Here is a 26,384-nt window from a genome sequence, read left to right on the forward strand (position 1 = left end):
TTAATTATAAAAGCTTTCTCCATTAACATTATCAAAAATATGTAATACATAAATATTATGTTAATTAATACACTTCAAGAAAAACTTGGTTATACTTTTAATCGATATGACTTATTATTACAAGCGCTAACTCATAGAAGTTCTAGCAATCAACACAATGAAAGACTAGAATTTTTAGGCGATGCTATATTAAATTATGTAATAGCCAACTTGTTGTACCATAGATTTCCTCATATTAGTGAAGGAGATATGAGTAGAATGCGTGCAAATTTGGTGCGTGAAAATACATTAGCAACACTAGCACGAGAATTTAATTTAGGAGATTATCTACAACTAGGACAAGGAGAGCTAAAAAACGGAGGATATCAACGTGAATCCATTTTAGCTAATACAATAGAAGCCTTAATAGGCGGTATATTTTTAGATAGTAATATTCAAACTATTGAAATATTAATTATTCATTGGTACAAAATCCGTATAGATCACATGGATCCTTATGCTTATGATAAACAAAAAGATCCAAAAACTCGTCTGCAAGAATATATGCAACATCGTCGTTTACCGTTACCTGTATATTGGATCAATCAAATAATTGGAGAGGCACACAATCAAACATTTACAATAAATTGTCAAGTTAGTAAATTAACACAACCGATTATTGGCTGTGGTTCTAGTCGACGTAGAGCTGAACAAAATGCAGCAAAAAAAATTTTAGAAGTACTGGAGGAACATAACCAAAACAAATGATCTAATCACGTGGTTATTGATCGCAAATTACGTAACATATTCAGATTTTAAATAAAATCACCTCATGTTGTTAAGTTTATTCAATAAATAAGTATACAATTGTTAAAAGGTATGTTGACTATTTTAAAACATAACTTCACAAATTTACAAATCAAATGAATTAATTTATGTAATTAACTACATCTCTGAACAAAAATCATCTCAAAAGACTTGTTAAATCTATCATACACCACACATATATAAACAAACGCTCCTTGTGATCTATTTTATAGAGATATTTTTATTTTGTTGTAATTTCAAGAATGCTATATTTATATTATTTGAATCAACGCAAATAATTCCAAATCTGACGATATCAACATTTCCAGTATTATATGGGTAGTTCAATATCAATAATACTTATGTAAATAAACATTTATATCGTGTAGATATATACTTTTATAAAATGAAATTTATAAATCTTAACAAGGTCCATTCAACCATTAAGAATTATGCGTAAAAAATTGTAATTTTAAATCAAAAATAATTATTTGTTGTCAACATTACATTTTAATAGATCGACAGTACAGCATAACGTAATTTAAATTAAATAGAAACAACAAAAAAATACATTTAAAAAGAAATATATATATAATTTATATTTATATTCAATAACTATCAAATAACTGTATTTAAGGCATACATATAATGTCAAATTTATTATTAGGTGTAAATATTGATCACATTGCAACACTACGCAACGCAAGAAATACTACGTATCCTGATCCTATATATGCTGCATTCATTGCAGAACAATCAGGAGCAGATAGTATTACTATACATTTAAGAGAAGACCGTCGTCATATTACAGATCGAGATGTCAAAATGTTACGTAAAACTATACAAACATCTATGAACTTAGAAATAGCAGCAACAGATGAAATGATTAATATCGCATGTATATTAAAACCACATTGTTGTTGCTTAGTACCTGAAAGACGTCAAGAACTCACAACTGAAGGTGGTTTAGATATAATTAATCAATCAAATAAATTACAAGATATAATATTTAAACTGACTGAGGCTGGAATTAGGGTGTCGTTGTTTATTGATCCTAATGAACAACAAATTAGTGTTGCATATAATATAGGAGCGCCTTATATAGAACTACATACCGGAATGTATTCTCATGCTATAGATGCAGCAACTCAAAATTTAGAATATAAACGTATTAAAAAAAGTGTGCAATACGCTGTAGATAATGGTTTAAAAGTCAATGCTGGACATGGTCTTAATTATTATAATGTACGACCTATTGCGGCGTTACCAGGAATACAAGAATTAAATATAGGACATTCTATAATTAGCCGGTCAATATTTTGTGGATTACCTAAAGCTATTCAAGATATGAAGAAATTGATACAAGACTCAAGAAGAGGTTAATAGTGATTCACGGAATTGGCGTAGATATCGTTGATATTAGGAAAATAAAAAAAATAATAACACATAGCGGAGATAAGTTGGCTACGCGTATACTTAGTGAGTCAGAATGGAAAATATACAAAAATAAAAAGTGTCCTGTACATTTCTTAGCAAAACGTTTCGCTGCAAAAGAAGCAGTGGCTAAAGCATTTGGTACTGGAATAAGCCAAGGAGTGACACTTAATCAAATTGAAATATTTAACGATAAACTAGGAAAACCGATGTTGCATTTCTTTTCATGTACAGCTCTATTAGCTAATAAATTATCATTAAAAAAAATGCATATTACTTTATCTGACACCAATTCGTATGCATGCGCGTTTGTTATATTGGAACGATAAAAAGTAAAATGTAAATATTAATAATGTTTCTAATCAAAAAAATTATTTTGATGCTTTATTGTAACACAAAATGAGTATCTCAATATCTGTTTCAGAACTATTTTATTAATTATATGTTGTAACATTTTTATTGGAAGCTGAATGTATGAAATAAAAGATATAGATACGATATGGATGCGTCATGCTATTGCATTAGCTGCCCATGCTGAGATTATTGGAGAAATATCAGTAGGAGCTGTTTTAATTAAAAATGGTAAACTTATAAGTTACGGTTGGAATTCTTCTATTATATGCCATGATCCAAGTGCTCATGCAGAAATTATAGCATTACGTACAGGAGGCAAAATTTTGGGTAATTATCGATTATTAGGTACTACTCTTTATGTTACTTTAGAACCATGTATAATGTGTATTGGAGCAATAATTCATGCTCGTATTTATCGATTAGTTTGTGGCGCTAAAAATAGTAAAATTGGACAAAGATCATGGCTAAAAAGTACGCTCCTCCATCCAATGAATAATCATCGTGTATCTTTAACAACTGGGGTATTAGAAAAAGAATGTGCTTATCAATTGAATAAATTTTTTAAACGTCAACGTCAAACCTGATATCATTAGAAAATATTAATAGAATTGATAATGTAAATCAATCTTGTATTTATTTAAATTAAAAAATAAAAACCCATGAAAGAATATCGTGAAAACAAAGATATAACCATACCTTACATGACAAATGAGTGTTAATTCCATTACAATGAATATAATATAGTCATATTTCTATTTTGGTATCTTGTTCTTATTAATAAGATTATTAATAAAATTAACTATTGTTTCGTTTCGATTAAAATAAACTGATATATTTTCACACATACAATGTATTTTTTTATTTAGACAATACCAGAGGTTATATATGCCAATATGTACGAACTATGATATTGAATTGTGGGAAATAATACAACAAGAAGCTATTAGACAAGAGGAACATATTGAATTAATAGCATCTGAAAACTATGTTAGCCCTCAAGTTATGAAAGCACAAGGCTCTCAACTTACTAATAAATATGCTGAAGGCTATCCAGGTAACCGTTATTATGGTGGATGTGAATATGTTGACATGATTGAACAATTAGGTATTAATCGTGCAAAAAAATTATTTTCTGCAGACTATGCAAATATACAACCACATTCTGGATCGCAAGCTAATTTTTCTGTTTACAATGCTTTATTGCATCCTGGTGATACAATTTTAAGTATGCATCTACACCATGGAGGACATTTAACACATGGCTCACAAGTAAACTTTTCAGGAAAATTATATAACGCCGTATTTTATGGAGTTGACGAAAATGGTTGTATTAATTATGAAAAAATACATAATTTAGCTGTAAAATATCGACCGAAAATGATCGTAGGAGGATTTTCTGCGTATTCTGGTATTATAAATTGGTTTAAAATGCGCCAGATTGCAGATGCAGTTCGAGCATATCTATTTATTGATATGGCTCATATCGCAGGATTAGTTGCGGCGGGTATATATCCAAATCCACTACCACACGCACATGTAGTAACTGCTACTACTCATAAAACATTGGCGGGACCGAGAGGTGGTTTAATTTTATCTAGCGGAGGTAATGATGCATTGTACAAGAAATTAGATGCTTCAGTTTTCCCTGGCTCTCAAGGAGGTCCTTTGATGCATGTTATCGCAGCTAAAGCAATTGCTTTAAAAGAAGCAATGGATCCATCTTTTAAGGTATATCAACAAAAAATTGTTCAAAATGCTAAGATAATGGTTAAGGAATTTGCATTACGCGAATTTAAAGTTATTTCTGGAATGACTCATAATCATCTTTTTTTATTAGATTTGAGAAATAAAAACATCACGGGGAAAGATGCCAGTACAGCTTTAGAACGAGCTAATATCATTGTTAATAAAAATAGTATACCAAATGATTTTAGAAGTCCTTTTATTACCTCTGGCATACGTATTGGTACGCCAGCAATAACTAGACGTAATTTTAATGAAAACGATGTACGAAAACTATCTCATTGGATCTGTGATATACTAAATCATATCGATAACGATGAAATTATTTTTTCTATAAAAACCAAAGTTTTACGTATATGTTCTCAGTATCCCATATATAATGAAAGTCATTAAAATAACATCACTCTATAAATTATATCTAGAATATAAAAATAACAAGCTGTTCTTTCAAAATACAGAAATTTATTAATCTCTTATTGAGATAGGTATTCAAATGATTTGTATAATGGATAAAATAGTCCGAATTATTTTCACATTACCCGCAATTATATTTCCAGACAATAAATAATTGTCGGTTCCGGTAAAATCTATAATTAAACCTCCCGATTCACGAATTATTAAGAAACCACTAGCCAGTTTATTAGTATAGTTAATTTTTTCAAAAAAAATAGAAACACATCCATCTACACGTCCAACCGCAACATAGGCTAAATCTAAAATAGTTGATCCAGTATAACGAAAATATGCGCATTTATTGATAAACTTACTTAGTAGATTAATAGTCATACGTTGCTGTTCATAAGCACAAGATATAGCAATAATAGCCCTATGTAAATTTTTAGCAGTACCTACACGAATCCGATAACCATTAAGATGCGCTCCTTTTCCACGACAAGCACTAAATAACTCATTATGTATAGGATCATATATTACTCCTATTTCGATATGTCCTTTAATAAATACGGAAATAGATAAAGCAAAAAAAGGAAACTGCTTAATAAAATTAACATTATTGTCTATAGCTCCAATTATCCAGAAGACGCTTTCTTTGTAATTCGCATCATTAATATCACGGACATTCCATGTATTAATAACGGTATGTAGCGGATAAAATTTTCGAATAATTGCCGTAATAATGTAATATGATTCTTTATTTATTTTAGAAATAAGATTATCAGTATGATTTGACTGCACACTATTTTTATCAAACAATTCATATTGTTTAACGACAAAGTTCCCCGCTCTTCTTATAGCTTGAATAGCAATGTTAAGCATCGGATGCATAAAGTATTCATCCAGTAATTCTCATTAAATGAAAATAGAACATATAAAAACTTGCTACATATTATAAAATTATATTATTAATAATACAGATATTATATTATAACTCAATTCACCATGTAATATATGTGTTCTTAACATACATAATCACTAAAAAAAATACCTTCAAGATTATGTTATAAATAAAAGATTTATTTTCATTACAAATATATGGTGAATATACAAATCCATTCAGAGATTTTCTGTTTTCATAGAAACAATAAATCTAATTACAATGAAAGATCGAATTTTTTAAAAATTAATTAAAATAAAGTATTTTGTATAGGCATGTTAATAAACAATTATACATAATGTAATAACCCACCATTATTCAATCTACTTGTTAAAAATAAAACTGCATTATTTTCACCAAAAATATTATTTTTATAAATGATTAATTTTTTATTACTACAAATAATACTAATACTTGCAATCATTTGTTATGGTTCAATTTTTGTTATTACAACATTACATACAAAAAAGTATTGTACATAATTGAAATAACGCCTTACTGTCGATTTAACGTACATTGCTTACAGCATATATCATAAACATGATATATCGTTTAACATATATTTATATAACTTCAATTAAATGCTTACGAATAGAAAAAGTAAAATAAGTTTCAATATTTTATATAGTAACGAATAATAATATCATATAAAATAAATGTTTTGACGCAAAATATAAATTAAACCTAAGAATAAATATATTTTAGAGCATTCAATTTAATATATTATATAAATAACGCTGATTTCATAATTTTTATATTTTATACATCAAAATAAGTTTTTTATTTTTGGAGTATGTTAGATGAAGCTACCAATATATTTTGATTATGCTGCTACTACTCCCGTAGATCCCAGAGTAGTAGAAAAAATGATACAGTATTTTACTCTAGACGGCATATTTGGTAACCCGTCTTCTCGTTCTCATTATTATGGCTGGAAAGCAGAGGAAGCGGTAGATATAGCCCGTAAACAAATTGCTCAGTTGATAGGCGCTGAATCACGTGAAATCATTTTTACTTCAGGAGCTACTGAATCAGTAAATTTAGCTATTAAAGGAACAGCTCAATCTTATTGCAAAAAAGGAAAGCATATTATTACCAGTATGACGGAACACAAATCAGTTTTAGATACTTGCCAATATCTTGAGAGCAAAGGGTTTGAGATCACCCGTATAACTCCACAACCCAATGGTTTAATCTCTTTCGAACAAATCAATAACGCACTACGCGATGATACAATTTTATTATCTATTATGCATGTAAATAATGAAATCGGTATAATCCAAGACATCAAAAAATTTGGTAAATTATGTCGTCTACATGACATAATATTTCATGTAGATGCAACCCAAAGCGTTGGTAAATTACATATTGATCTATCTGATTTACCGGTAGATTTAATGTCTTTCAACGGCCATAAACTATATGGACCAAAAGGTATAGGTGGTTTGTACATACGACAACATAGGTATCCAAAGCTCCATATTACTGCTCAAATGCATGGCGGAGGACATGAATACGGTATGCGTTCTGGTACATTGCCAGTCCATCAAATCGTTGGTATGGCTGAAGCGTATCGTTTAGCCAGAGAAACAATGACAACAGAAATGATTTATTTAAAAAAAATGAGAGATCGTTTATGGCAAGGATTGCAACAAATTGAAGGAATATTAATTAATGGCGATTTAGAGCATAGTATAGGTACATTGTTGAATATTAGTTTTAGTAATATCGATGGTGAAACACTAATTGTAGTATTGAAAGACTTTGCGTTATCTTCTGGATCTGCTTGTACCTCTGGCACTTTAAATCCATCGCATGTATTGCAGGCTTTAGGAAGAAATAATGAACTAGCATATAATTCAATCAGATTTTCTTTAGGGCGTTTCACAACCGAAGAAGAAATAGAATACGCTATCCATCATATAGCTGCTACTGTTATGAAATTAAATGCTATGATACATTTATTGTAATTTTACAACAAAAAATAAATTAATTTATTTTTATATATGACGTTTATAACGATGATCAGTATATCTATAAAAAATCTAAGAAATTTTACTAAAATCATTCGACAAAATAAATAAAAAAATAATTATTACAAAAGAATATCTTTTTATAGATTAGGTTTTATTTCTTATTTTTTTAACATTTTTGATGTTAAGTTGTCATATAATTAATTCCTATGTAATCATTCTTACGTATCTTTTTTAATATTAAGAATTTAAGATATTTCGTTAATGTTATTTGTAAACGGTAAGGATTTTATTGCTAATAAACATCCTGATCATGTAATTAAGATCGACAAAAATATTTTATTTTATAATAATATACAAATATAGATATTTCTGATTGTCTGTTGTGTGTTTGTTCTGAGTTTAATTTATAGTTTCTAAATTTATTATAGATTTTAAAAAATATTAAATAATATAAACAACATTATCTACAATAATTATTTGTTTTTGTACTTATTTCATATACAATAATTTTAATAAAGATTAATAGGAGTTTTTATGGTTTGTAAGGAAAATACGCTGTCAATCATAAAACCAGATGCCGTTGCTAAAAACATAATAGGATCTATAATTAGTAGATTCGAAGCTGCTGGTCTCATTATTGTGGGAGCTAAAATATTACAATTAACATACATACAAGCTTCTGAGTTTTATTTTGAACATCAAAAAAAATATTTTTTTGATAGTTTAATAAATTTTATGATTTCTGGACCAATATTTATACAAATTTTGGAAGGTAATAATTCGATACAACGTAATAGAGAAATTATGGGGGCCACTAATCCAGCAAATGCGTTAGCAGGTACTATCAGAGCTGATTATGGTTATAATTACACTAAAAACGCAATCCATGGATCAGATTCTAAAAAATCTGCTATACGTGAAATTTCTTATTTTTTTGATACATAAAGAACATGTAGATACATTATCTTTTATCAATAAAAGTAATCATGTTAACTGCATAAAAAATGGCTTTAGTTAATGAATTAGTCTATCAAAAAATAATATTAACGCAAAATATAGATAAATTTAAAGTGAAAAAAAATGGCGGTAATTTAGTAATAATTTCTATTGAGCCCATGTTTATGGATTATTATTAATCAACTCTCGTAAAAATGGATCTTGAGAAATATTTTTTATGTATCTAAAAAAAGTTAATTTACTTAATATGAACAAAGAAGAATTACTAATTTTTTTTGATAAATTAGGTGAAAAACCTTTCCGTTCTCATCAAGTAATGAGATGGATATATCATTGCTATTGTGACGATTTTAATCACATGACAAATTTAAGCAAATCTCTAAAAATCAAACTGAAACAAATAGCAGAAATCCGTGCACCAACAATTATAAAAGAACAACTATCTTCAGATGGAACAATTAAATGGGCTATGAAAATTGATGAACAACAAATTGAAACAGTTTATATCCCTGAAAATAAGAGAACCACTTTGTGCGTTTCATCACAAATTGGATGCCCTTTAGGATGTAGTTTTTGTGGAACAGGGCGACAGGGATTTAACAGAAATCTAAATGTATCGGAGATAATTGGTCAAGTTTGGAGAGCGGCACAACTTATTAATATCAATAAAAAAATAAAAATAAAAAATAAATTTCCTATTACCAATATAGTATTTATGGGTATGGGAGAGCCACTGTTAAATATTGTTAACGTTGTATCGGCGATTAAAATTATATTAGATGACCTTGGTTTTAAATTATCAAAACGCCATGTTACGCTCTCAACTGCTGGAATTGTACCAGGTATAAAAAAATTAAAAGATCTGATCGACGTACCATTGGCTATATCTCTACATGCACCAAATGATATCATTAGAAATAAGATTATGCCAATTAATAAAAAATACAATATTAATAGCGTATTGGAAGCAGCATGTAGGTATTCGACAGGCACTAAATCTAATCACGGTAGAGTAACAATAGAGTATGTGTTGTTAAAGAATATTAATGACGACATCTTGCACGCCCATCAATTAGCAAAACAACTTCAAGGTGTTCCGTGTAAAATTAATTTGATCCCATGGAACCCAATCCCGAATATACGATATGCATGTAGCTCACAAATTCGTATACGTGCATTTCTTAAAGTTTTATTAAAATATAATATAACAACCATTATACGCAAAATAAGAGGAGCGGATATTAATGCTGCCTGTGGGCAATTAACAGGAGAAGTAATTAACCGTATAAAATTATAATATAACTCATTATAAAATAATATCATTGTATTTAATATTATTCTAAAATTAATAAGACAGAATTTTTAAAAAAGGATCATAAATCTAATATAGCAATTACACATATTTGCTATATATCGTAAAATTATAAAATTATGATTCCTATTATAAATACAATTAAATCTCTTAATTGATATGATCAATACATTCAAATAAATATAATTATTTTTTAATATAAATATATGATTATATAATACTTAAGTATTATATAATCATATATTTATTGTTTAAAAACATGAAAATATGGGAGATTATATGAACAACATTACGAACATTGTTCGTCGAAAATCTACACGTATTTATATTGGTAATGTTCCTATTGGAGATGGAGCTCCTATTGCGGTACAATCCATGGTAAATACTCGTACTACAAATATTTTGGAAACAGTTACTCAAATTAACGCCTTAAAAAAAGCAGGAGTAGATATTGTCCGAATATCGATACCTACTATGGATGCAGCTGAAGCTTTCAAAATAATTAAACGACAAGTAATTAATATTCCATTAGTAGCAGATATCCATTTTGATTATCGTATTGCATTAAAAGTAGCTGAATACGGAGCAGATTGCTTACGTATCAATCCGGGTAACATCGGAAACAATAAACGTATTCGATCTGTAGTGCATTGTGCTCAAGATAAAAATATATCTATTCGTATTGGTGTAAATTCTGGATCTCTTGAGCGTGATTTACAAAGAAAATATGACGGAAATCCCACAGAACATGTATTATTAGAATCAGCAATGAGACACGTAGATATTTTAGATAAATTAAACTTTCATCAATTTAAAGTTAGTGTTAAATCGTCTGATGTACTAATAACAATACAAGCCTACCGCGCATTAGCATCAAAAATAGATCAACCATTGCATATAGGCCTGACTGAAGCCGGAGCTTTACGTAATGGAACAGTAAAATCTGCGATGGCTGTAGGTTTCTTATTGAACGAAGGCATCGGGGATACGATACGTATATCATTAGCTACAGACCCTGTAGAAGAAGTTAAGGTGGCATTTGACATTTTAAGGGCTTTGAGGATTCGAGCTCATGGTATTAATTTTATAGCTTGCCCGGGATGCGCACGACAAGAATTTAACGTAATCAACGTAGTTAATACGTTAGAAGAAAAAGTAAGTGATATTACAACACCTATGGATGTATCTATTATTGGATGTGTAGTTAACGGGCCAGGAGAAGCGTTAAAATCAACAATTGGTGTTGCCGGTGCGCGTAATAAAAGTGGTATATATGAAGATGGTATACGACAACAAAAACGTTGCGATAACATATCAATAGTTGAAGAATTAGAACGTCGTATTCGGGCTAAATCTAAATTATCAAATAAAAACAACCCGCAACACTACCTTATCACGTATAATAAATAATTGAAGACACAAATGCTTAAATATGATAAAAATATTCAATCTATCCGCGGTATGCATGATTATTTGCCGAAAGATACGATTATATGGCGATATATAGAAAATATACTTATAACTATATTGGACAGTTACGGATACAAGGAGATTAGATTTCCTATTATTGAAGACACAAATTTATTCAAACGTTCAATCGGAGAAGTGACAGATGTAATAGAAAAAGAGATGTATAATTTTACTGATCGTAATGAGAATAATTTAACGTTACGTCCAGAAGGAACATCTGGATGCGTTCGAGCAGGTATTGAGAATGGGCTATTTTATCATCAAGAACAACGGCTGTGGTATCTTGGCCCGATGTTCCGCTATGAACGCCCTCAAAAAGGACGTTACAGACAATTTCATCAATTTAGTGCTGAAGCTTTTGGTCAAATAGGACCCGACATAGATGCTGAGTTAATTTTAATCACTGCTCGTTGTTGGGAAAAATTAGGAATTAATCATCATTTATCGTTAGAATTAAATTCAATTGGCTCTTTATCATCTAGAATAAGTTATCGTATAAAATTAATAGATTTTTTAGAAAAAAATTTAAGCAATTTGGATCATAATGCTCTACGTCGTTTATACTCTAATCCATTGCGCATCTTAGATACCAAAAATACTAAAACTAAAGAATTACTACTTAATGCGCCTATATTAAGCGATCATCTAGATGATGACTCACGTGTTCATTTTTCCGAATTATGTCAGTTATTAAATCTCTTAGGAGTGTCGTACACAGTTAACCCGTACTTAGTACGCGGTTTAGATTATTATAACAAAACAGTTTTTGAATGGGTTACTGATAGTTTAGGAGTAAAAAAAACTATCTGTGCTGGTGGTCGTTATGATCAATTAGTCCAAGAATTAGGAGGTCATTCGGTACCTGCGATAGGATTTTCTATAGGACTAGAACGTGTAATATTATTAATGCAAGAAATTAATAATAATGCCATTTTAAATAAAAATATATATGTTGATGTATATTTAATTAGTATAGGAAATAATTCTCGAAAACACGCAATGTTATTGTCTGAAAATATTCGGTCAACACTACCATCTCTTCGATTAATGGTACATCATGGAGGAGGTAATATAAAAAAACAATTTTATTGCGCTAATAAACATAAACCCCAAATCGTATTAATCATGCACGAAAAAAATGCTCTTGAAAAAACAATTATTCTAAAACATTTACAATCAAAAACTCAAGAAATATTAAAACACGATGAAGTTTCCGAAAGATTAAAACATATATTACATATTACATGTAATTCTACTGATAATCAGTGATCACAAAAATGATTGCATTTTTTTTATAAAATAGAATATTATTAATACTTCGTGTATCTTATTAAGCTTGAAGAGTATACATAAAATTAAAATTATGATGATATAGATCAAAATTATTAATAATATTAACCTATTTATATATAAGTGCAAACAGTAAAAATATAAACTTTTCAACAATTAATGAGAGGCTATTGCTGTCATTTTTAGTGATTATATTATACTTTATCATAAATAATTACTCAAAAAGAAATAGCTTTATTGTGTTATTTAACACTGATATTATATGTACTTATACAATCGCTTATTTATGGACAATTAAATAATGCTACCTATCATCGCGTTAATTGGGCAAAAAAATGTAGGTAAATCTACTTTATTCAATAAATTGACACATACACGTGATGCTTTAATATCTAACTACCCAGGATTAACACGAGATCGACAATACGGTTATTTTCAATGTAAACAATTTGAATCTATTCTTATTGACACGGGGGGCATTGATAAAATTTGTAGTACAAAAACAGAAAATATTCAAAGTTATGTAACCTATCAAACAACTCTCGCAATGCAAGAAGCTGATATTCTATTATTTGTTATGGACAGACAATCCGCGGGAACACCTATAAATCACGATATTTTTAATTTTTTAAAAAAAATAAAAAAAAACATATTTGTTGTCATTAATAAAATTGATAACGTCCCATATCATATACACACCATGATATGGGATTATTGTTCTTTTAGTATAAAAAATACTATTTTTATTTCAGCGATTCATGGGCATGGAATTAATAATTTATTAGAAAATATATCTTCATTAATTTCAAAAAATATATTTTTTTACAAAAATAAAACACCTGAAAGTAATATAAATAACACTATTTATCAAAACCATATCATTAATCCATCATTTAATACAGTGGATCCTGCTATCGCAGTAGCTGTTGTAGGACGTCCCAATTCCGGTAAATCTACTTTTGTTAATCATGTTTTAGGAGAAACCCGTATGATTACTTGTAGTACCCCAGGAACTACTCGGAATTGCATTCATATGCCTGTAATATATGACCAACAAAAATACATATTGATTGATACAGCAGGCGTACAAAAAAGAAAAAGAATAGATAATGTAGCGGAGCAAATTTCTATTCTAAAAACATTGCAAATCATTAAGACCGCGCATATCCTATTATTCATAGGAGACGCAAATCTGGGGATATCTGACCAAGATTTGAATTTGTTACGATTTATCGTAACTCATGGTAAAGCATTAATAATCGTCATTAACAAATGGGATCTGATATCCCCAGATTTGCGTAATATAACTAAAAAATGTTTATACGAAAAAATAAATTTTATTAGTTTTACTCAAATACATTTTATTTCAGCATTGTACGGAAACGGAATTAAAACATTATTTCAAACGATCAAAGCAACAAACTTGCGTTCTCTTCATACAAAAACTATCAATACGGCATATTTAATTCGAACATTACATGCTGCTATCGCTAAATACCCCCCTCCATTTTTACACGGTAAAAGAATTAAACTCAAATATATCCATGTCGGAAAACATAAACCATTAACTCTGATCATCCATGGCACTCACGTCAGCAAATTACCTGATGATTATAAACGATATTTAAAAAAATATTTTTATCGTATGCTGAATATCACAGGTATTTTATTACATATTCAATTTAAAGATAATATTAATCCATTTATTAACAAATAAAAATATGTTATATCAACACACACAGGTGTAACTAAAACAACTAACATGAACATAGAATTGAAAACAATAACGAACACACATTGAGTTCTAAGGATCTATTGCTTCTATATAATTTAATTTCAAAGCATTACAAGTATATTGTCTAATTTTATTTACTAATGTAATATCACCATTTAAATTCTTAGTATATGATGGAATCATATCTATAAGTTTATTTTTCCACAAATCACTGTTAATTTTATTATTAAACATTATGTCCAAAAGTTGTAATACTATCGAAACTACGGTAGACGCCCCCGGAGATGCACCAAGAAGTGCCGATAAAGTACCATCACTCGAATTAACCACCTCTGTTCCAAATTGTAACACACCTCTCTTATGATTATTTTTTTTAATAATTTGAACACGTTGTCCTGCTGTTACTAAAGTCCAATCTGATGGGTTAACTGCCGGATAGTATTCCCTAAGCGCATCAATACGGTTCATTTTTGACATAACTAATTGACTGATTAAATACTTAATCAAATCAAAATTATCTATCCCAGCTTGCAAAATCGGAATAACATTATGCTTATTTAAAGAATGAAATAAATCTAGCCATGATCCATATTTTAAAAATTTACTGCTGAAAGTTGCGAATGGGCCAAACAACAAAATCTTCTCACCATTCAATATTCTAGTATCTATATGAGGTACTGACATTGGAGGCGCATTAACAGATGCTTTCCCATACACTTTAGCTAAATGTTGTATAACTACCTTCGGGTTTTTTGTGACTAGAAACTGACCTCCCACCGGAAATCCAGCATATCCACTAACTTCTGGAACCCCAGAAGTTTGCAAAAGACTAAGAGATTTTCCTCCGGCTCCTATGAAAACATAATTTGTACGAATGCATTTTTTATAGTTACATCGTCGATCAATTACATGCACATTCCAAGTTGTATCATTATTATTCTGTACAGACTCAACGTCATGCTGTAAATACATTTTAAAATTTACATTTTTTTTTAATTCATTCAACAATTGTTGAGTAAGTGCTCCAAAATTAACATCTGTACCCATCTCCATGCGAGTAGCGGCTATTTTCTGCGATACATTACGCCCCTCAATAATAAGAGGAGCCCACTGACGAATTTGCTGTAGATCTTCCGAATATACCATACCACTAAACAACACGCTATTTAGCAATGCTTGAAAGCGTTTTTTTAAAAAACAAACGTTTTCTTCACCCCATACAAAACTCATATGTGGTACATTGTTAATAAAAGAATTCGGATATTTAAGTACTTTTATTTGTGCTAAATATGCCCAAAATTGAAGCGATATTTCAAATGCCTCATTGACAGCAATAGCCTTTGAAATATCAACGGAACAATTTTTATTATTATACTGGGTATAGTTAAGCTCGCAAAATGCTGCGTGTCCCGTACCAGCGTTATTCCACACATTAGAACTCTCTTGTGCTGGCTGATTAAGACGTTCATATATATGAATTCTCCAAGTCGGCTCAAGAATTGCTAAGAACATACCAAAAGTTGCGCTCATAATCCCAGCACCGACCAGCACCACGTCTGCTGAAGATGTAATTTTGATCAATCGATGTTGTTGATTCATAACAGCAGCATTACTCATATTATTACTCAATAATAGTATACTTAATTTATTTAGTTATTGTGATAAAGAAAAAAATCTTTTAATGATATGCATTTATACACAAACAAAAAATCCTTATAATCAGATCACATCGCAATAAAGAGATAAAAATAAACTTCAAAACACAATATAAATAGCATTAAATCATACTTTTAGCGCTTAATACAAATAACGTAATCAAAATAATAATTTTATTTTAATAAAAACTGATTATTGACGCTCCCTACAAACACAATACACTTGCAATTAATATCATATAAATTCACACATAATCTTAACAAAATTTTATAATGATTAATTTTTATAACTTGCATTCTAAACTTGATTAATATCACAATTCATGATAGAACTAACACCGTTAGGTGTTAATGAGAAAGAACAACACACAACTATAATCTAACAGTGTGTTGTTCTGTGGTCCTACAGGGCTAGGCAGTTGATCTTGGGATTTGATTTTGAGTTTGATTGTTTGATGCTTGTGTTTGTTTTTTCCCCCGCGTTGTTTGAATTGTTTGCTATTGGAAGGTGTGGTGATCAAATTAAATTGCTGTTGTAGCAGCATTGTTACTGTAGTTTAGGGTACGCTAGATAATTGTAATGTTGACTTTTGCTAAAGAGGCTTTGACTTTTGATGATGTGTTGATCGTTCCGTCTCGTTCGAGAATACTTCCTGCGGAGACGATTTTAAAAAGTTTGTTGACTAGTGCTGTTTCTTTGAATATTCCTGTCGTATCATCAGCGATGGATACAGTAACAGAGTCGAGTCTAGCCATTGCTTTAGCGCAAGAAGGTGGGATGGGTTTTATTCATAAAAATATGTCTTTGGATCAACAGATTAATGAGGTGCGTCGGGTTAAACGTTATGAAGGCGGAATAGTCACGAATCCTCAATGTGTTACTCCTGATACGACTTTATTGCAAGTGAAGGAGTTGACCTCTCGCAATGGATTTGCTGGCTATCCGGTTGTGATGGATACAAATGAGTTAGTTGGCATTGTTACGAGTCGTGATGTTAGGTTTGTTAGTGATTTGTCAAGTTTTGTTTTTTCTGTTATGACTCCTAAAGAACGTTTAATTACAGTATTAGAAAAGGAAAATAGAGAAGTAGTATTAAGTAAAATGCATGATAAAAGAGTAGAAAAAATTTTGTTGATTGATGCTTCATTTCGTCTTAAAGGTATGATCACCGCAAAGGATTTTGAAAAAGCAGAACGTAAACCATATGCGTGCAAAGATAATTATGGCAGATTATGTGTTGGAGCTGCTATTGGAGTAGGAGATGATTATAAAGAACGTGTTGAAGGGTTGGTTGATGCTGGGTTAGATGTATTACTTGTTGATTCTTCTCATGGACATTCAGAGAGAGTGTTAAATTGTATTGCAACGGTTCGAAATATGTATCCTAATTTATCAATTATAGGGGGCAATGTTGTTACAAAAGAGGGTGCATTAGAATTGGTTAAATCTGGTGCTAGCGCAGTGAAAGTTGGTATTGGACCTGGTTCTATTTGTACAACTCGTATTGTTACTGGTGTAGGTATTCCTCAAATTACAGCTATTTCTGATGTGGCAGAGGCCTTAAAAAATACGAATATTCCGGTTATTGCGGATGGTGGTGTTCGTTTTTCAGGAGATATCGCCAAAGCGATAGCGGCTGGAGCGCATTGCGTGATGATTGGTTCGTTACTAGCAGGTACAGAGGAATCTCCAGGAGATATAGAATTTTATCAGGGTAGATCTTTTAAGGCTTATAGAGGTATGGGTTCTTTAGGGGCTATGTCTCAAGGCTCTGCTGATAGATATTTTCAACAACAGGATTCTGTCGTTACTCATAAATTGGTTCCGGAAGGGATAGAAGGACGTGTTCCTTACAAAGGTAAGTTAGAGACGATTATACATCAATTGATGGGTGGCTTGCGTTCTTGTATGGGATTGACGGGCTGTGTTACTATTCATGATTTGAGAACACAAGCTAGGTTTGTGCGTGTCAGTTATTCGGGTATGCAGGAAAGTCATGTGCACGATGTGATGATAACAAAGGAATCTCCTAATTATCGTTTACGATGATGATTAATAGTCAGTTAAATTTATGTGTGTGCGCCATGACTACACGCTATTTTTAAAATTTGTGCAGTGTGGCGTAATGAGCGTTGTTGGTCATTAATATGTGGTTGATCAATGATAGATTAATCTAAATAATAGAATAAGCTATAATGTGAAATGTAATAATCATCGTATTTTAGTCATAGATTTTGGATCTCAATACACTCAGTTGTTGTTGAGAAGAATTCGTGAATTAGGGGTGTATTCTGAATCTTGTTCTTGGAACATTAGTGAATCTCAAGTATGTGCATTTAATCCTAATGGTATTATTCTTTCTGGAGGTCCGCATAGTGTTATTGAGAGTTATCCTCCGTATATTCCTGAATTTGTGCTTCAATTAGGTATACCTGTATTTGGAATTTGTTATGGTATGCAAATTATGTCGTTTCAATTAGGTGGACGAGTAGAACGTGTCATTGCACAGCGTGAGTTTGGTTGTACTCAAATCACAATTCTTTCTAAAAGCGTTTTTATAAATGATATTTATGATTATGTCGATGATGTTACGGGGTGTTTCGCTCTTGATGTATGGATGAGTCACGGAGATGTTGTTACTACTGTTCCCAAAGATTTTACGGTTATTGGTATTAATAAGTATCAACAAGTTGCTATAATGGCCAATGAAGATCGTCATTTGTATGGTGTTCAATTTCACCCGGAAGTCACTCATACTAAAAAAGGAAAAAGTATTTTAGAACGTTTTGTTATGTGTATTTGTCGTTGTAAATCTTCATGGAAAATAGAAAATATTATTGATGATATTGTTATGGATACTCGTATAAAAGTAGGTAATGATAAAGTAGTTCTTGGATTTTCAGGTGGGATTGATTCCCTTGTTACAGCTTTACTATTACGACGCGCAATTGGTCATCAATTTGTCTGCATTTATATTGATAATGGGTTATTATCAAATTGTGAATTTGATCGAATTAAAAATTTTTGCGCTAAAAATTGTAATTTAGATATTATTTATCTGTCGAAAGAACAACGATTTTTTAATGCTTTAATTGGAGTTAACGAACCAGAGAAAAAAAGAAAAATAATTGGTAGAGTTTTTACAGAAGTTTTTGAGGAGCAAATTCGCAATTTAGTAGCTGTAAAATGGTTAGCTCAAGGTACTATATATTCAGATGTTATTGAATCCGGTGTATCTTTATTTTCTTTTAAAAATGTGATTAAATCACATCATAATGTAGGTGGTTTTTGTGAAATTACGAATGTTCAATTACTAGAGCCTATAAGAAATTTATTTAAAGATGAAGTTCGCAGTATTGGATTGGATTTAGGGATACCTTACGATATAGTTTATCGTCATCCATTTCCAGGACCTGGATTAGCTATTAGAATACTAGGCGAAGTAAAAAAAGAATATTGCGACATTTTACGTAGAGTAGATTTTATTTTTATTGAAGAACTTAAGCGTGAAAATTTGTATTCCAAAATTAGTCAGGCCTTTGCAGTATTTTTACCAACGCATTCAGTAGGAATACAGGGTGATCAGCGTAAGTACAAATGGGTGATTGCTCTTCGTGCAGTGGAAACTATAGATTTTATGACAGCACATTGGGCTTATTTATCTTATGATTTTTTAAATAAGGTATCTAATCGCATCGTCAATGAAGTTGAGGAAGTATCTCGTGTGGTGTATGATATTTCCTCGAAACCTCCGGCTACTATTGAATGGGAATAAATGTATATAGTATTTAGGTTAAATATTTTTGTGTATTTTTATTATTTTATGTGATAACAATGTAAAATATGCGCTTTCCATAGTGGGAGTACTGTAATTTACTCGTAAATATCTATCAATAGAAAAAATTTGGACAAAATGGAAAGAGTGTGTGATAAATACTTGTAAAATAAAATGAGTATGCTGTGATAAGGGATTTGTATTTATGTGGATTTATGATGTTTGGTGTGTAGAGATGACATTTCTACCTAAAAATAAATATATACATGATGTGTATGCGTAATAATTACTTCACAGTGTTTAATAAAAGTTCATGTGGTTATTATTATTTTAATAATATCTTGTAATGGATTTATTGTTTTAATTTTTAAAAATATTTTATTTTCATTTTAATGAGTGATGAATTATCCCAGAAGTTTATTAACGATTGGGTAGGAGAGTTAAGATTAAATTTTGCTTTACGTGGTGGGCGTAGTGTGCTTACTAAATGTAAGCATGTTGGGCCGTTTTACGTGAAAAAAGTTTTTTATTCAGAAAATGATAATACTCCGCATGTGTATTTATTACATCCTCCTGGTGGGTTAGTGGGAGGGGATAAATTAGTACTAGATGTTAAATTGGAATCGAATAGCCGGGTATTATTAACGACCCCAGGCGCTGCTAAGTTTTATCGTAGTAACGGTATGTATGCAGTAGAGAAACATACGTTTAAGCTAGAACGTAATACTGCTTTAGAATGGGTTCCTCAAGGCAGTATTTTTTTTCCTAAATCTAAAGCAAAAATAGATACTACTTTTATTATAGAACAAGGATCTAGAATTATATCATTTGATATGTTATGCTTTGGAAATTTGTCATTAGGCGGTTCTACTTATCCAGAAGAAGTAGATGTCCATTTAAATATTTGTTTGTCTGATTCGATTGGATTACAGGAACGTTTGCGGATCAATGAATTAAACTGTGTTATGAAGTTAGGCGGATTCCGAATAAGTGCTTTACTTTTTGCTATTCCATCGGATAAAAAAATATTATATGAGGTACGTAAATTAATAACATCAGTTAAACATTTTCAAGTTGGAGGTGCTACATTGTTAGATGAGATTCTTGTGGTACGATTATTGGGTAATGATAATCAGTATTTAAAAAAAATGCTTCATCATATTTGGTATACTATACGTCCTTTTATAATGGGAAGAAAAGTTATACTACCTCGTATTTGGCTGACATAAGTCAGGAAAATCTATGAAGTTGTTACCTCGTGAAAAAGATAAATTATTGTTATTTACGGCAGCATTGTTAGCAGAAAAGCGTCGAAATAGAGGGTTGAAATTAAATTATCCAGAAGCGATAGCATTAATTAGCGCTGTAATTTTGGAGGGTGCTCGTGAAGGGAAAAGTGTTGCGGAATTAATGGATATAGGTAAAAACGTATTGACTAGAGATGATGTTATGATGGGAGTGCCTGAAATGATTACTAATGTACAAGTAGAAGCTACTTTTAGTGATGGAACTAAATTGGTAACAATACATGATCCAATAATTTGATGCATGCATGAGGATACTAATAATATTATGATACCAGGTGAGTTCTATATTTCTCATGGAAATATAGAATTGAATGTTGGACGACAACAAGTATTAGTAACCGTTATAAATAATGGAGATAGGCCTATACAGGTTGGTTCTCATTTTCATTTTTATGAGGTTAATTCTGCTTTAAAATTTAATCGAGTTATCGCTCGTGGGTTTCGTTTAAATGTTCCATCAGGAACAGCAATACGTTTTGAACCAGGACAGTTTAGGACTGTAGAACTTGTAAGATACGCAGGTGCATGTAAAATTTATGGGTTTTGTAAAGCCATTATGGGAAAGTTAGATTAGTTATGTTATTATCTAAACATGATTATGCCTCTCTATTTGGACCAACTATTGGTGATTCTGTACGATTAGCAGATACTGAATTGTGGATAAAAATAGAAAAAGATTTCACTGTGTATGGGGAGGAAGTAAAATTTGGAGGAGGTAAAGTTATACGAGATGGTATGGGTCAAGGACAAATGAGTAGTAAAGATTGTGTTGATTTAGTATTGACTAATGCAGTAATTATTGATTATTGGGGGATAATAAAAGCGGATATTGGTATCAATAATGGTCGTATATCAGGTATTGGAAAAGCAGGGAATCCGGATGTACAGCCAGATGTCACGATATTTATTGGCCCTGGAACAGAGATAATAGCAGCGGAAGGGAAAATTGTTACAGCTGGAGGAATTGATGCTCATGTTCATTTTATTTGTCCTCAGCAAATAGAAGAAGCGCTGAGTTCTGGAATTACTACATTTATTGGAGGTGGCACTGGACCGGCAACAGGAAGTAATGCTACTACTTGCACTCCAGGCCCTTGGTTTATATCTCGTATGCTACAAGTAGGGGATACCTTGCCTATCAATGTTGGTTTTACCGGTAAAGGTAGTGCTTCTTGTCCTGATGCTTTAGAAGAACAAATAATTGCAGGGGCAATTGGTTTAAAGGTGCATGAAGATTGGGGCGCAACACCTGCTGCTATCGATTGTTGTTTAAATGTAGCTGATCGTTTTGATATTCAGGTTTCTATTCATACTGATACTTTAAACGAATCAGGATTTGTTGAGGATACTTTGTCCGCCATCAAAGGTAGAACGGTACATGCTTATCATACTGAGGGTGCAGGTGGAGGGCATTCTCCAGATATTATACGTATGTGTGGGTTTGATAATGTGTTGCCATCATCTACTAATCCGACTATGCCTTATACTATTAATACAATAGATGAGCATTTAGATATGATGATGGTTTGTCATAATCTTAATCCTAATCTCCCTGAAGATATGGCATTTTCAGAGTCTAGAATTCGGAGGGAGACAATTGCAGCTGAAGATGTATTACATGATCTTGGAGCTTTATCTATGATTTCTTCTGATTCTCAAGCTATGGGACGAGTTGGGGAAGTGATTTTACGCACTTGGCAGACAGCGCATAAGATGAAACTACAAAGAGGTTCATTATTAGGTGATGCTACTAAATATGATGATAATGTTCGCATAAAACGGTATATTGCTAAATATACAATTAACCCGGCGATAACTCATGGAATTTCTCATGAAGTTGGTTCTGTTGAAATAGGAAAATTAGCGGATTTAGTACTATGGTCTCCTGTTTTTTTTGGGATTAAACCAGAGTTAATAATTAAAGGTGGCATGATTATCTCTTCTGCTATGGGAGATCCCAATGCTTCTATACCTACTCCTCAGCCAGTACATTATCGATTAATGTTTGGCGCACATGGTAAAGCAAAATATGCTACACGCATGACTTTTTTATCTCAAGTTGCTTATAATTCAGAGTTAATAGATTATTTAAAGTTGGTTAGTTTGATTGGTGAGGTTCGTCATTGCAGAGATATTCAAAAGAAGCATATGATTAATAATTCTTGGCAACCAATTATTGAAGTAGATGCTCAGACTTATCAAGTACGTGCTAATGGCGAGTTATTAACTTGTGAGCCTGCTTCTGCATTACCAATGTCACAACGTTATTTTCTGTTTTAATAGAAATAGTTCGTATGTGATACATGTATATGATATGGATGTTGTTGTTTGTTAGATGCTTTGAACAGTTGTCTTTTGGTATTGGGATGGCAGCAACTGAAATTATTAGTGTTATAATATTTGGTTAGCAATGAAGAATTGTATATATGATTTATAGTGCCTATTGCTCTTTAATGATATTGTGTGTGATGGTAACTGGAAATCACAATATATTACAGGGATGGGTGCTTGTGATATAGGTAGGCGTTTAATATTATTATTAATAAGACTTACAATACGATGTATTATTGTATTTATTGGATATATTTTAACGACATTGCTGGTATAACAAAATAAATATTATTTCGAATGAAGACACACAGAGTTTGTTATAAATTGTTATTTCTGTAATGAAATGAGACTACAATAATATTTATATTAGTAATTCATCAATATTGTTTTATATTATTATAATTATGTGTGCTGATCATGGTATTAGTTCGGTCTTGTCTTTAATGCAATTGGTTAGCTCTAACTTTCCTGTGGGAGGATTTGCTTATTCACGAGGTTTAGAGTGGGCGGTAGAGTGTAATTGGGTTGATTCTGTAGAAACTTTTTATTCTTGGCAACAACAATGGATTGATGGGCCATTAATTTATTTAGAATGGCCGATGCTTAAGCGTTGCTATTATTATACCCAAATTAGAGATGAAATGAGTTTTTTTCAATGTGCATTAAGGGTATTATCCTATCGCGATACTCATGAACTTAGATTAGAAGAACAACAACGTGGAAAAGCGTTGTCGAAAATAATATTGCAATGGTATCCATTGATGGATGGTGGGACTTGGTTATCGGCTTTAGAACATAGTGGGTTAGCATCTATAGCATGGTTAGGGTGTACGTGGGGTATTTCTTTAGAAAATTTAGCGTTAGGATATGCCTATAATATATTGGAATCTGCTACAATGGCGGGGCTGAAATTAGTGCCTTTTGGACAAATAACTGCTCAGAGATTATTAAGATCTTTGATGGAACACCTTCCGAATGATTGGAAGAAATCTGATATGATAACAGATCATGAATTAGGCAGTAGCCTTCCGTTGCAATCTATAGCATCTTCTTGTCATGAGACACAATATTCACGATTATTTCGTTCCTAAAAGTATTTTATTTTTGATAAAAAATACGTATTTGAAATATATTATGTGATAATCAATTTTTAATTGAGGGAAATATACTTTGTTATTAGATCAATATAAACAACCATTGCGTATAGGTGTAGGCGGTCCTGTAGGATCAGGTAAAACTGCATTACTTGAAGTGTTATGTAAAAAAATGAAGGATAGTTATCAATTAGCGGTGGTGACCAACGATATTTATACTAAAGAAGACCAACGTATTTTGATAGATGCGAATGCTTTATCGGCTGATCGTATTGTTGGAGTAGAAACTGGAGGGTGTCCACATACTGCTATTCGTGAAGATGCTTCTATGAATTTATTAGCTGTAGAAGAATTAATATCGAAATTTAATAATTTGGATATTATTTTTATTGAAAGTGGTGGAGATAATTTAAGTGCTACTTTTAGCCCAGAATTGTCAGATTTAAATTTATATGTTATTGATGTAGCAGCCGGTGATAAAATACCTCGAAAAGGTGGACCAGGTATTACACGTTCTGATTTTTTAATTATTAACAAAATTGATTTAGCTGCATATGTGGGAGCGTCGTTGGAAATAATGAATCGTGATACAAATCTTATGCGTAGAGGTTTGCCATGGTCTTTTACTAATTTAAAAACAGGTCATGGCGTACAATCCGTTATTGATTTTATTTTGGCACAACGATTATCTTTACAGTAGTATGATATAGTTCGCTAAAAATTTTTCGTAATAATGATTTTGTTATGAAAAGTGAACATATACATCTTAAAAACTATATAGATAGATATATATGCTAATTATGTATTGAATGTAGATGTAAAACATCTACTTATATTTGTGTTTTTATTTTAATATTGTTTGGTATCAGGATGGGAATGTAAAAATTATTTAATTAAATATTAATTTATGGATGTGTGTATTTTTTGTATGTAAAATAATGAAAAATTATGTTTGGAGTAGTATAATTATACATTGTTGTTCAGATGTATAGTAGTAGGAGTAATAGTAATAGTATTGTTATTATGGGTTTTGTGGTAATTCCAGGAGTTTATAGAAGCGTAGATTAATCTAACAAATAATATTGTAAAACTAATTGATAATATCCATTTGGCAACTTGTATTTTTTTCTTTTTTCTTTTCATGAAAATAATGAGAAAATTATTGCATTATTGTAATGACCTTTGTTGGAGCATCTCTTGATAGACTATCACAAAAATTCTATGAATGTATATGTTTTTTTGTTTAATCCTAAAATTATTATTTATTGAGTATAAATCGTCGTGAAATGTATTTCACTGTAAGATGCATGTTTTTTTAAAATATTAGTCTAAAATTAATAAGAGTTTTTTATTTTTGTTTTTGAAGGGGTTGTTTTTTTATGGATTTAAAAAATTAATTATTAATAATTTCTTCGACTGTTTATCGTATTTATTTTTATGTACACATGTTTATGTGTAACATATAAAAGTTTTAGTTATCGTTAAAATAGCATGAAATATTAGTAAAAATATTTTTAATTTTTGATGTAGGTGTTTTCCATATTAGTCTCTCTTTAGAGAGAAAGATAAGACATCGTCATCGTAATGCATTATATTTGCATATTTATTGCATTTAAACATAATAGAATAATAATATTATTTGAAGTAGTTTGTAACTTAAAATGATGTTTTTTACATTAAACTCGTAATATAGATAAATTACGTTATATAATTGTGTTATTTAAATTTGATTTAAATTGCATCGGAGAGAGTATATGATTTGAAGTATTACGTATGAGCTTTTATTTTATCAATAAAATTCTTCAAATATCAATTTAAATAATACCCCATC

21 protein-coding genes are annotated in these 26,384 nt (G+C 30.8%); 19 read left to right on the forward strand and 2 right to left on the reverse strand.

What is annotated here, in order from left to right; translation table 11 throughout:
• Positions 1–48 precede the first annotated feature (48 nt).
• The 5 genes from rnc (at position 49) to glyA (ending at position 4,710) form a co-directional block, all read left to right on the forward strand.
• A complete protein-coding gene (gene rnc / locus M9407_RS03195) occupies positions 49–747 on the forward strand; it encodes a ribonuclease III (protein ID WP_250237427.1) in 699 nt (232 codons plus the stop codon).
• 687 nt (positions 748–1,434) lie between these two features.
• Positions 1,435–2,169 (forward strand): pyridoxine 5'-phosphate synthase, encoded by a 735-nt coding sequence (pdxJ, locus tag M9407_RS03200; RefSeq protein ID WP_250237058.1) that lies wholly within the window; start codon positions 1,435–1,437, stop codon positions 2,167–2,169.
• Positions 2,169–2,549, forward strand: a complete 381-nt coding sequence (gene acpS / locus M9407_RS03205; RefSeq protein ID WP_250231941.1) for a holo-ACP synthase — start codon at positions 2,169–2,171, stop codon at positions 2,547–2,549. Before pdxJ ends, acpS begins: the two co-directional genes overlap by 1 nt.
• Before the next feature lie 141 nt (positions 2,550–2,690).
• Positions 2,691–3,158 carry a tRNA adenosine(34) deaminase TadA gene (gene tadA, locus M9407_RS03210; RefSeq protein ID WP_250237059.1) on the forward strand — a complete coding sequence of 156 codons (468 nt, stop codon included), beginning with the start codon at positions 2,691–2,693 and terminating at the stop codon, positions 3,156–3,158.
• A 301-nt stretch (positions 3,159–3,459) separates the two neighbouring features.
• On the forward strand, positions 3,460–4,710 hold the full coding sequence (gene glyA / locus M9407_RS03215; RefSeq protein WP_250237060.1) for a serine hydroxymethyltransferase: 1,251 nt from the start codon (positions 3,460–3,462) through the stop codon (positions 4,708–4,710).
• Positions 4,711–4,806: 96 nt separating this feature from the next.
• Here glyA and M9407_RS03220 read toward each other — a convergent pair whose 3' ends face one another.
• Entirely contained in the window at positions 4,807–5,601 is a 795-nt protein-coding gene (locus M9407_RS03220; RefSeq protein WP_250237061.1) for an inositol monophosphatase family protein, read from the reverse strand.
• Between the two features lie 849 nt (positions 5,602–6,450).
• On the opposite strand from M9407_RS03220, the gene M9407_RS03225 reads away from it, so the two are divergent.
• The 6 genes from M9407_RS03225 (at position 6,451) to der (ending at position 14,372) form a co-directional block, all read left to right on the forward strand.
• Positions 6,451–7,620, forward strand: a complete 1,170-nt coding sequence (locus M9407_RS03225; RefSeq protein WP_250237062.1) for an IscS subfamily cysteine desulfurase — start codon at positions 6,451–6,453, stop codon at positions 7,618–7,620.
• 540 nt (positions 7,621–8,160) lie between these two features.
• Positions 8,161–8,571: a nucleoside-diphosphate kinase gene (ndk, locus tag M9407_RS03230; RefSeq protein ID WP_250231823.1), complete on the forward strand. Its 411-nt coding sequence runs from the start codon at positions 8,161–8,163 to the stop codon at positions 8,569–8,571.
• Between the two features lie 229 nt (positions 8,572–8,800).
• Positions 8,801–9,880, forward strand: a complete 1,080-nt coding sequence (gene rlmN, locus M9407_RS03235) for a dual-specificity RNA methyltransferase RlmN (protein WP_250237066.1) — start codon at positions 8,801–8,803, stop codon at positions 9,878–9,880.
• Positions 9,881–10,174: 294 nt separating this feature from the next.
• Positions 10,175–11,305, forward strand: a complete 1,131-nt coding sequence (gene ispG, locus M9407_RS03240) for a flavodoxin-dependent (E)-4-hydroxy-3-methylbut-2-enyl-diphosphate synthase (protein WP_250237068.1) — start codon at positions 10,175–10,177, stop codon at positions 11,303–11,305.
• Positions 11,306–11,317: 12 nt separating this feature from the next.
• Positions 11,318–12,634: a histidine--tRNA ligase gene (gene hisS, locus M9407_RS03245; RefSeq protein WP_250237070.1), complete on the forward strand. Its 1,317-nt coding sequence runs from the start codon at positions 11,318–11,320 to the stop codon at positions 12,632–12,634.
• Between the two features lie 322 nt (positions 12,635–12,956).
• Positions 12,957–14,372 (forward strand): ribosome biogenesis GTPase Der, encoded by a 1,416-nt coding sequence (gene der, locus M9407_RS03250; protein WP_250237072.1) that lies wholly within the window; start codon positions 12,957–12,959, stop codon positions 14,370–14,372.
• 87 nt (positions 14,373–14,459) lie between these two features.
• Here der and mqo read toward each other — a convergent pair whose 3' ends face one another.
• A complete protein-coding gene (gene mqo, locus M9407_RS03255; RefSeq protein ID WP_320411918.1) occupies positions 14,460–16,028 on the reverse strand; it encodes a malate dehydrogenase (quinone) in 1,569 nt (522 codons plus the stop codon).
• A 597-nt stretch (positions 16,029–16,625) separates the two neighbouring features.
• Here mqo and guaB point away from each other — a divergent pair.
• From guaB to ureG, 8 genes are all read left to right on the forward strand, one after another.
• Entirely contained in the window at positions 16,626–18,095 is a 1,470-nt protein-coding gene (gene guaB, locus M9407_RS03260; RefSeq protein WP_250237076.1) for an IMP dehydrogenase, read from the forward strand.
• A gap of 148 nt (positions 18,096–18,243) precedes the next feature.
• Complete coding sequence (gene guaA / locus M9407_RS03265; protein ID WP_250237078.1) at positions 18,244–19,821, forward strand: glutamine-hydrolyzing GMP synthase; 1,578 nt, start codon at positions 18,244–18,246, stop codon at positions 19,819–19,821.
• A gap of 392 nt (positions 19,822–20,213) precedes the next feature.
• Positions 20,214–21,050: an urease accessory protein UreD gene (locus tag M9407_RS03270; RefSeq protein WP_250237080.1), complete on the forward strand. Its 837-nt coding sequence runs from the start codon at positions 20,214–20,216 to the stop codon at positions 21,048–21,050.
• A 13-nt stretch (positions 21,051–21,063) separates the two neighbouring features.
• A complete protein-coding gene (locus M9407_RS03275) occupies positions 21,064–21,366 on the forward strand; it encodes an urease subunit gamma (RefSeq protein ID WP_250231838.1) in 303 nt (100 codons plus the stop codon).
• Positions 21,367–21,393: 27 nt separating this feature from the next.
• Positions 21,394–21,702 (forward strand): urease subunit beta, encoded by a 309-nt coding sequence (locus M9407_RS03280; RefSeq protein ID WP_250237428.1) that lies wholly within the window; start codon positions 21,394–21,396, stop codon positions 21,700–21,702.
• A 2-nt stretch (positions 21,703–21,704) separates the two neighbouring features.
• The gene (ureC, locus tag M9407_RS03285; protein WP_250237082.1) at positions 21,705–23,408 is read left to right on the forward strand and encodes an urease subunit alpha; all 1,704 of its coding nucleotides are present in this window, start codon (positions 21,705–21,707) and stop codon (positions 23,406–23,408) included.
• A gap of 455 nt (positions 23,409–23,863) precedes the next feature.
• On the forward strand, positions 23,864–24,550 hold the full coding sequence (locus tag M9407_RS03290; protein WP_250237084.1) for an urease accessory protein UreF: 687 nt from the start codon (positions 23,864–23,866) through the stop codon (positions 24,548–24,550).
• Positions 24,551–24,629: 79 nt separating this feature from the next.
• A complete protein-coding gene (gene ureG / locus M9407_RS03295; RefSeq protein ID WP_250237087.1) occupies positions 24,630–25,253 on the forward strand; it encodes an urease accessory protein UreG in 624 nt (207 codons plus the stop codon).
• The last annotated feature ends 1,131 nt before the right edge of the window (positions 25,254–26,384 follow it).

Origin of the sequence: Blochmannia endosymbiont of Camponotus sp., from assembly GCF_023586365.1 — a bacterium.
GTDB lineage: Bacteria > Pseudomonadota > Gammaproteobacteria > Enterobacterales > Enterobacteriaceae > Blochmanniella.

What these genes read in the sequence shown, in the direction of transcription:
- tadA (WP_250237059.1), top strand. Translation starts at nt 2,691, where the DNA reads ATGTATGAAATAAAAGATATAGATACGATATGGATGCGTCATGCTATT.
- M9407_RS03220 (WP_250237061.1), bottom strand. Translation starts at nt 5,601, where the DNA reads ATGCATCCGATGCTTAACATTGCTATTCAAGCTATAAGAAGAGCGGGG.
- guaB (WP_250237076.1), top strand. Translation starts at nt 16,626, where the DNA reads ATGTTGACTTTTGCTAAAGAGGCTTTGACTTTTGATGATGTGTTGATC.
- der (WP_250237072.1), top strand. Translation starts at nt 12,957, where the DNA reads ATGCTACCTATCATCGCGTTAATTGGGCAAAAAAATGTAGGTAAATCT.
- M9407_RS03275 (WP_250231838.1), top strand. Translation starts at nt 21,064, where the DNA reads ATGAAGTTGTTACCTCGTGAAAAAGATAAATTATTGTTATTTACGGCA.
- ndk (WP_250231823.1), top strand. Translation starts at nt 8,161, where the DNA reads ATGGTTTGTAAGGAAAATACGCTGTCAATCATAAAACCAGATGCCGTT.
- M9407_RS03270 (WP_250237080.1), top strand. Translation starts at nt 20,214, where the DNA reads ATGAGTGATGAATTATCCCAGAAGTTTATTAACGATTGGGTAGGAGAG.
- pdxJ (WP_250237058.1), top strand. Translation starts at nt 1,435, where the DNA reads ATGTCAAATTTATTATTAGGTGTAAATATTGATCACATTGCAACACTA.
- glyA (WP_250237060.1), top strand. Translation starts at nt 3,460, where the DNA reads ATGCCAATATGTACGAACTATGATATTGAATTGTGGGAAATAATACAA.
- M9407_RS03225 (WP_250237062.1), top strand. Translation starts at nt 6,451, where the DNA reads ATGAAGCTACCAATATATTTTGATTATGCTGCTACTACTCCCGTAGAT.
- ispG (WP_250237068.1), top strand. Translation starts at nt 10,175, where the DNA reads ATGAACAACATTACGAACATTGTTCGTCGAAAATCTACACGTATTTAT.
- M9407_RS03290 (WP_250237084.1), top strand. Translation starts at nt 23,864, where the DNA reads ATGTGTGCTGATCATGGTATTAGTTCGGTCTTGTCTTTAATGCAATTG.
- ureC (WP_250237082.1), top strand. Translation starts at nt 21,705, where the DNA reads ATGTTATTATCTAAACATGATTATGCCTCTCTATTTGGACCAACTATT.
- M9407_RS03280 (WP_250237428.1), top strand. Translation starts at nt 21,394, where the DNA reads ATGATACCAGGTGAGTTCTATATTTCTCATGGAAATATAGAATTGAAT.
- rlmN (WP_250237066.1), top strand. Translation starts at nt 8,801, where the DNA reads ATGTATCTAAAAAAAGTTAATTTACTTAATATGAACAAAGAAGAATTA.
- hisS (WP_250237070.1), top strand. Translation starts at nt 11,318, where the DNA reads ATGCTTAAATATGATAAAAATATTCAATCTATCCGCGGTATGCATGAT.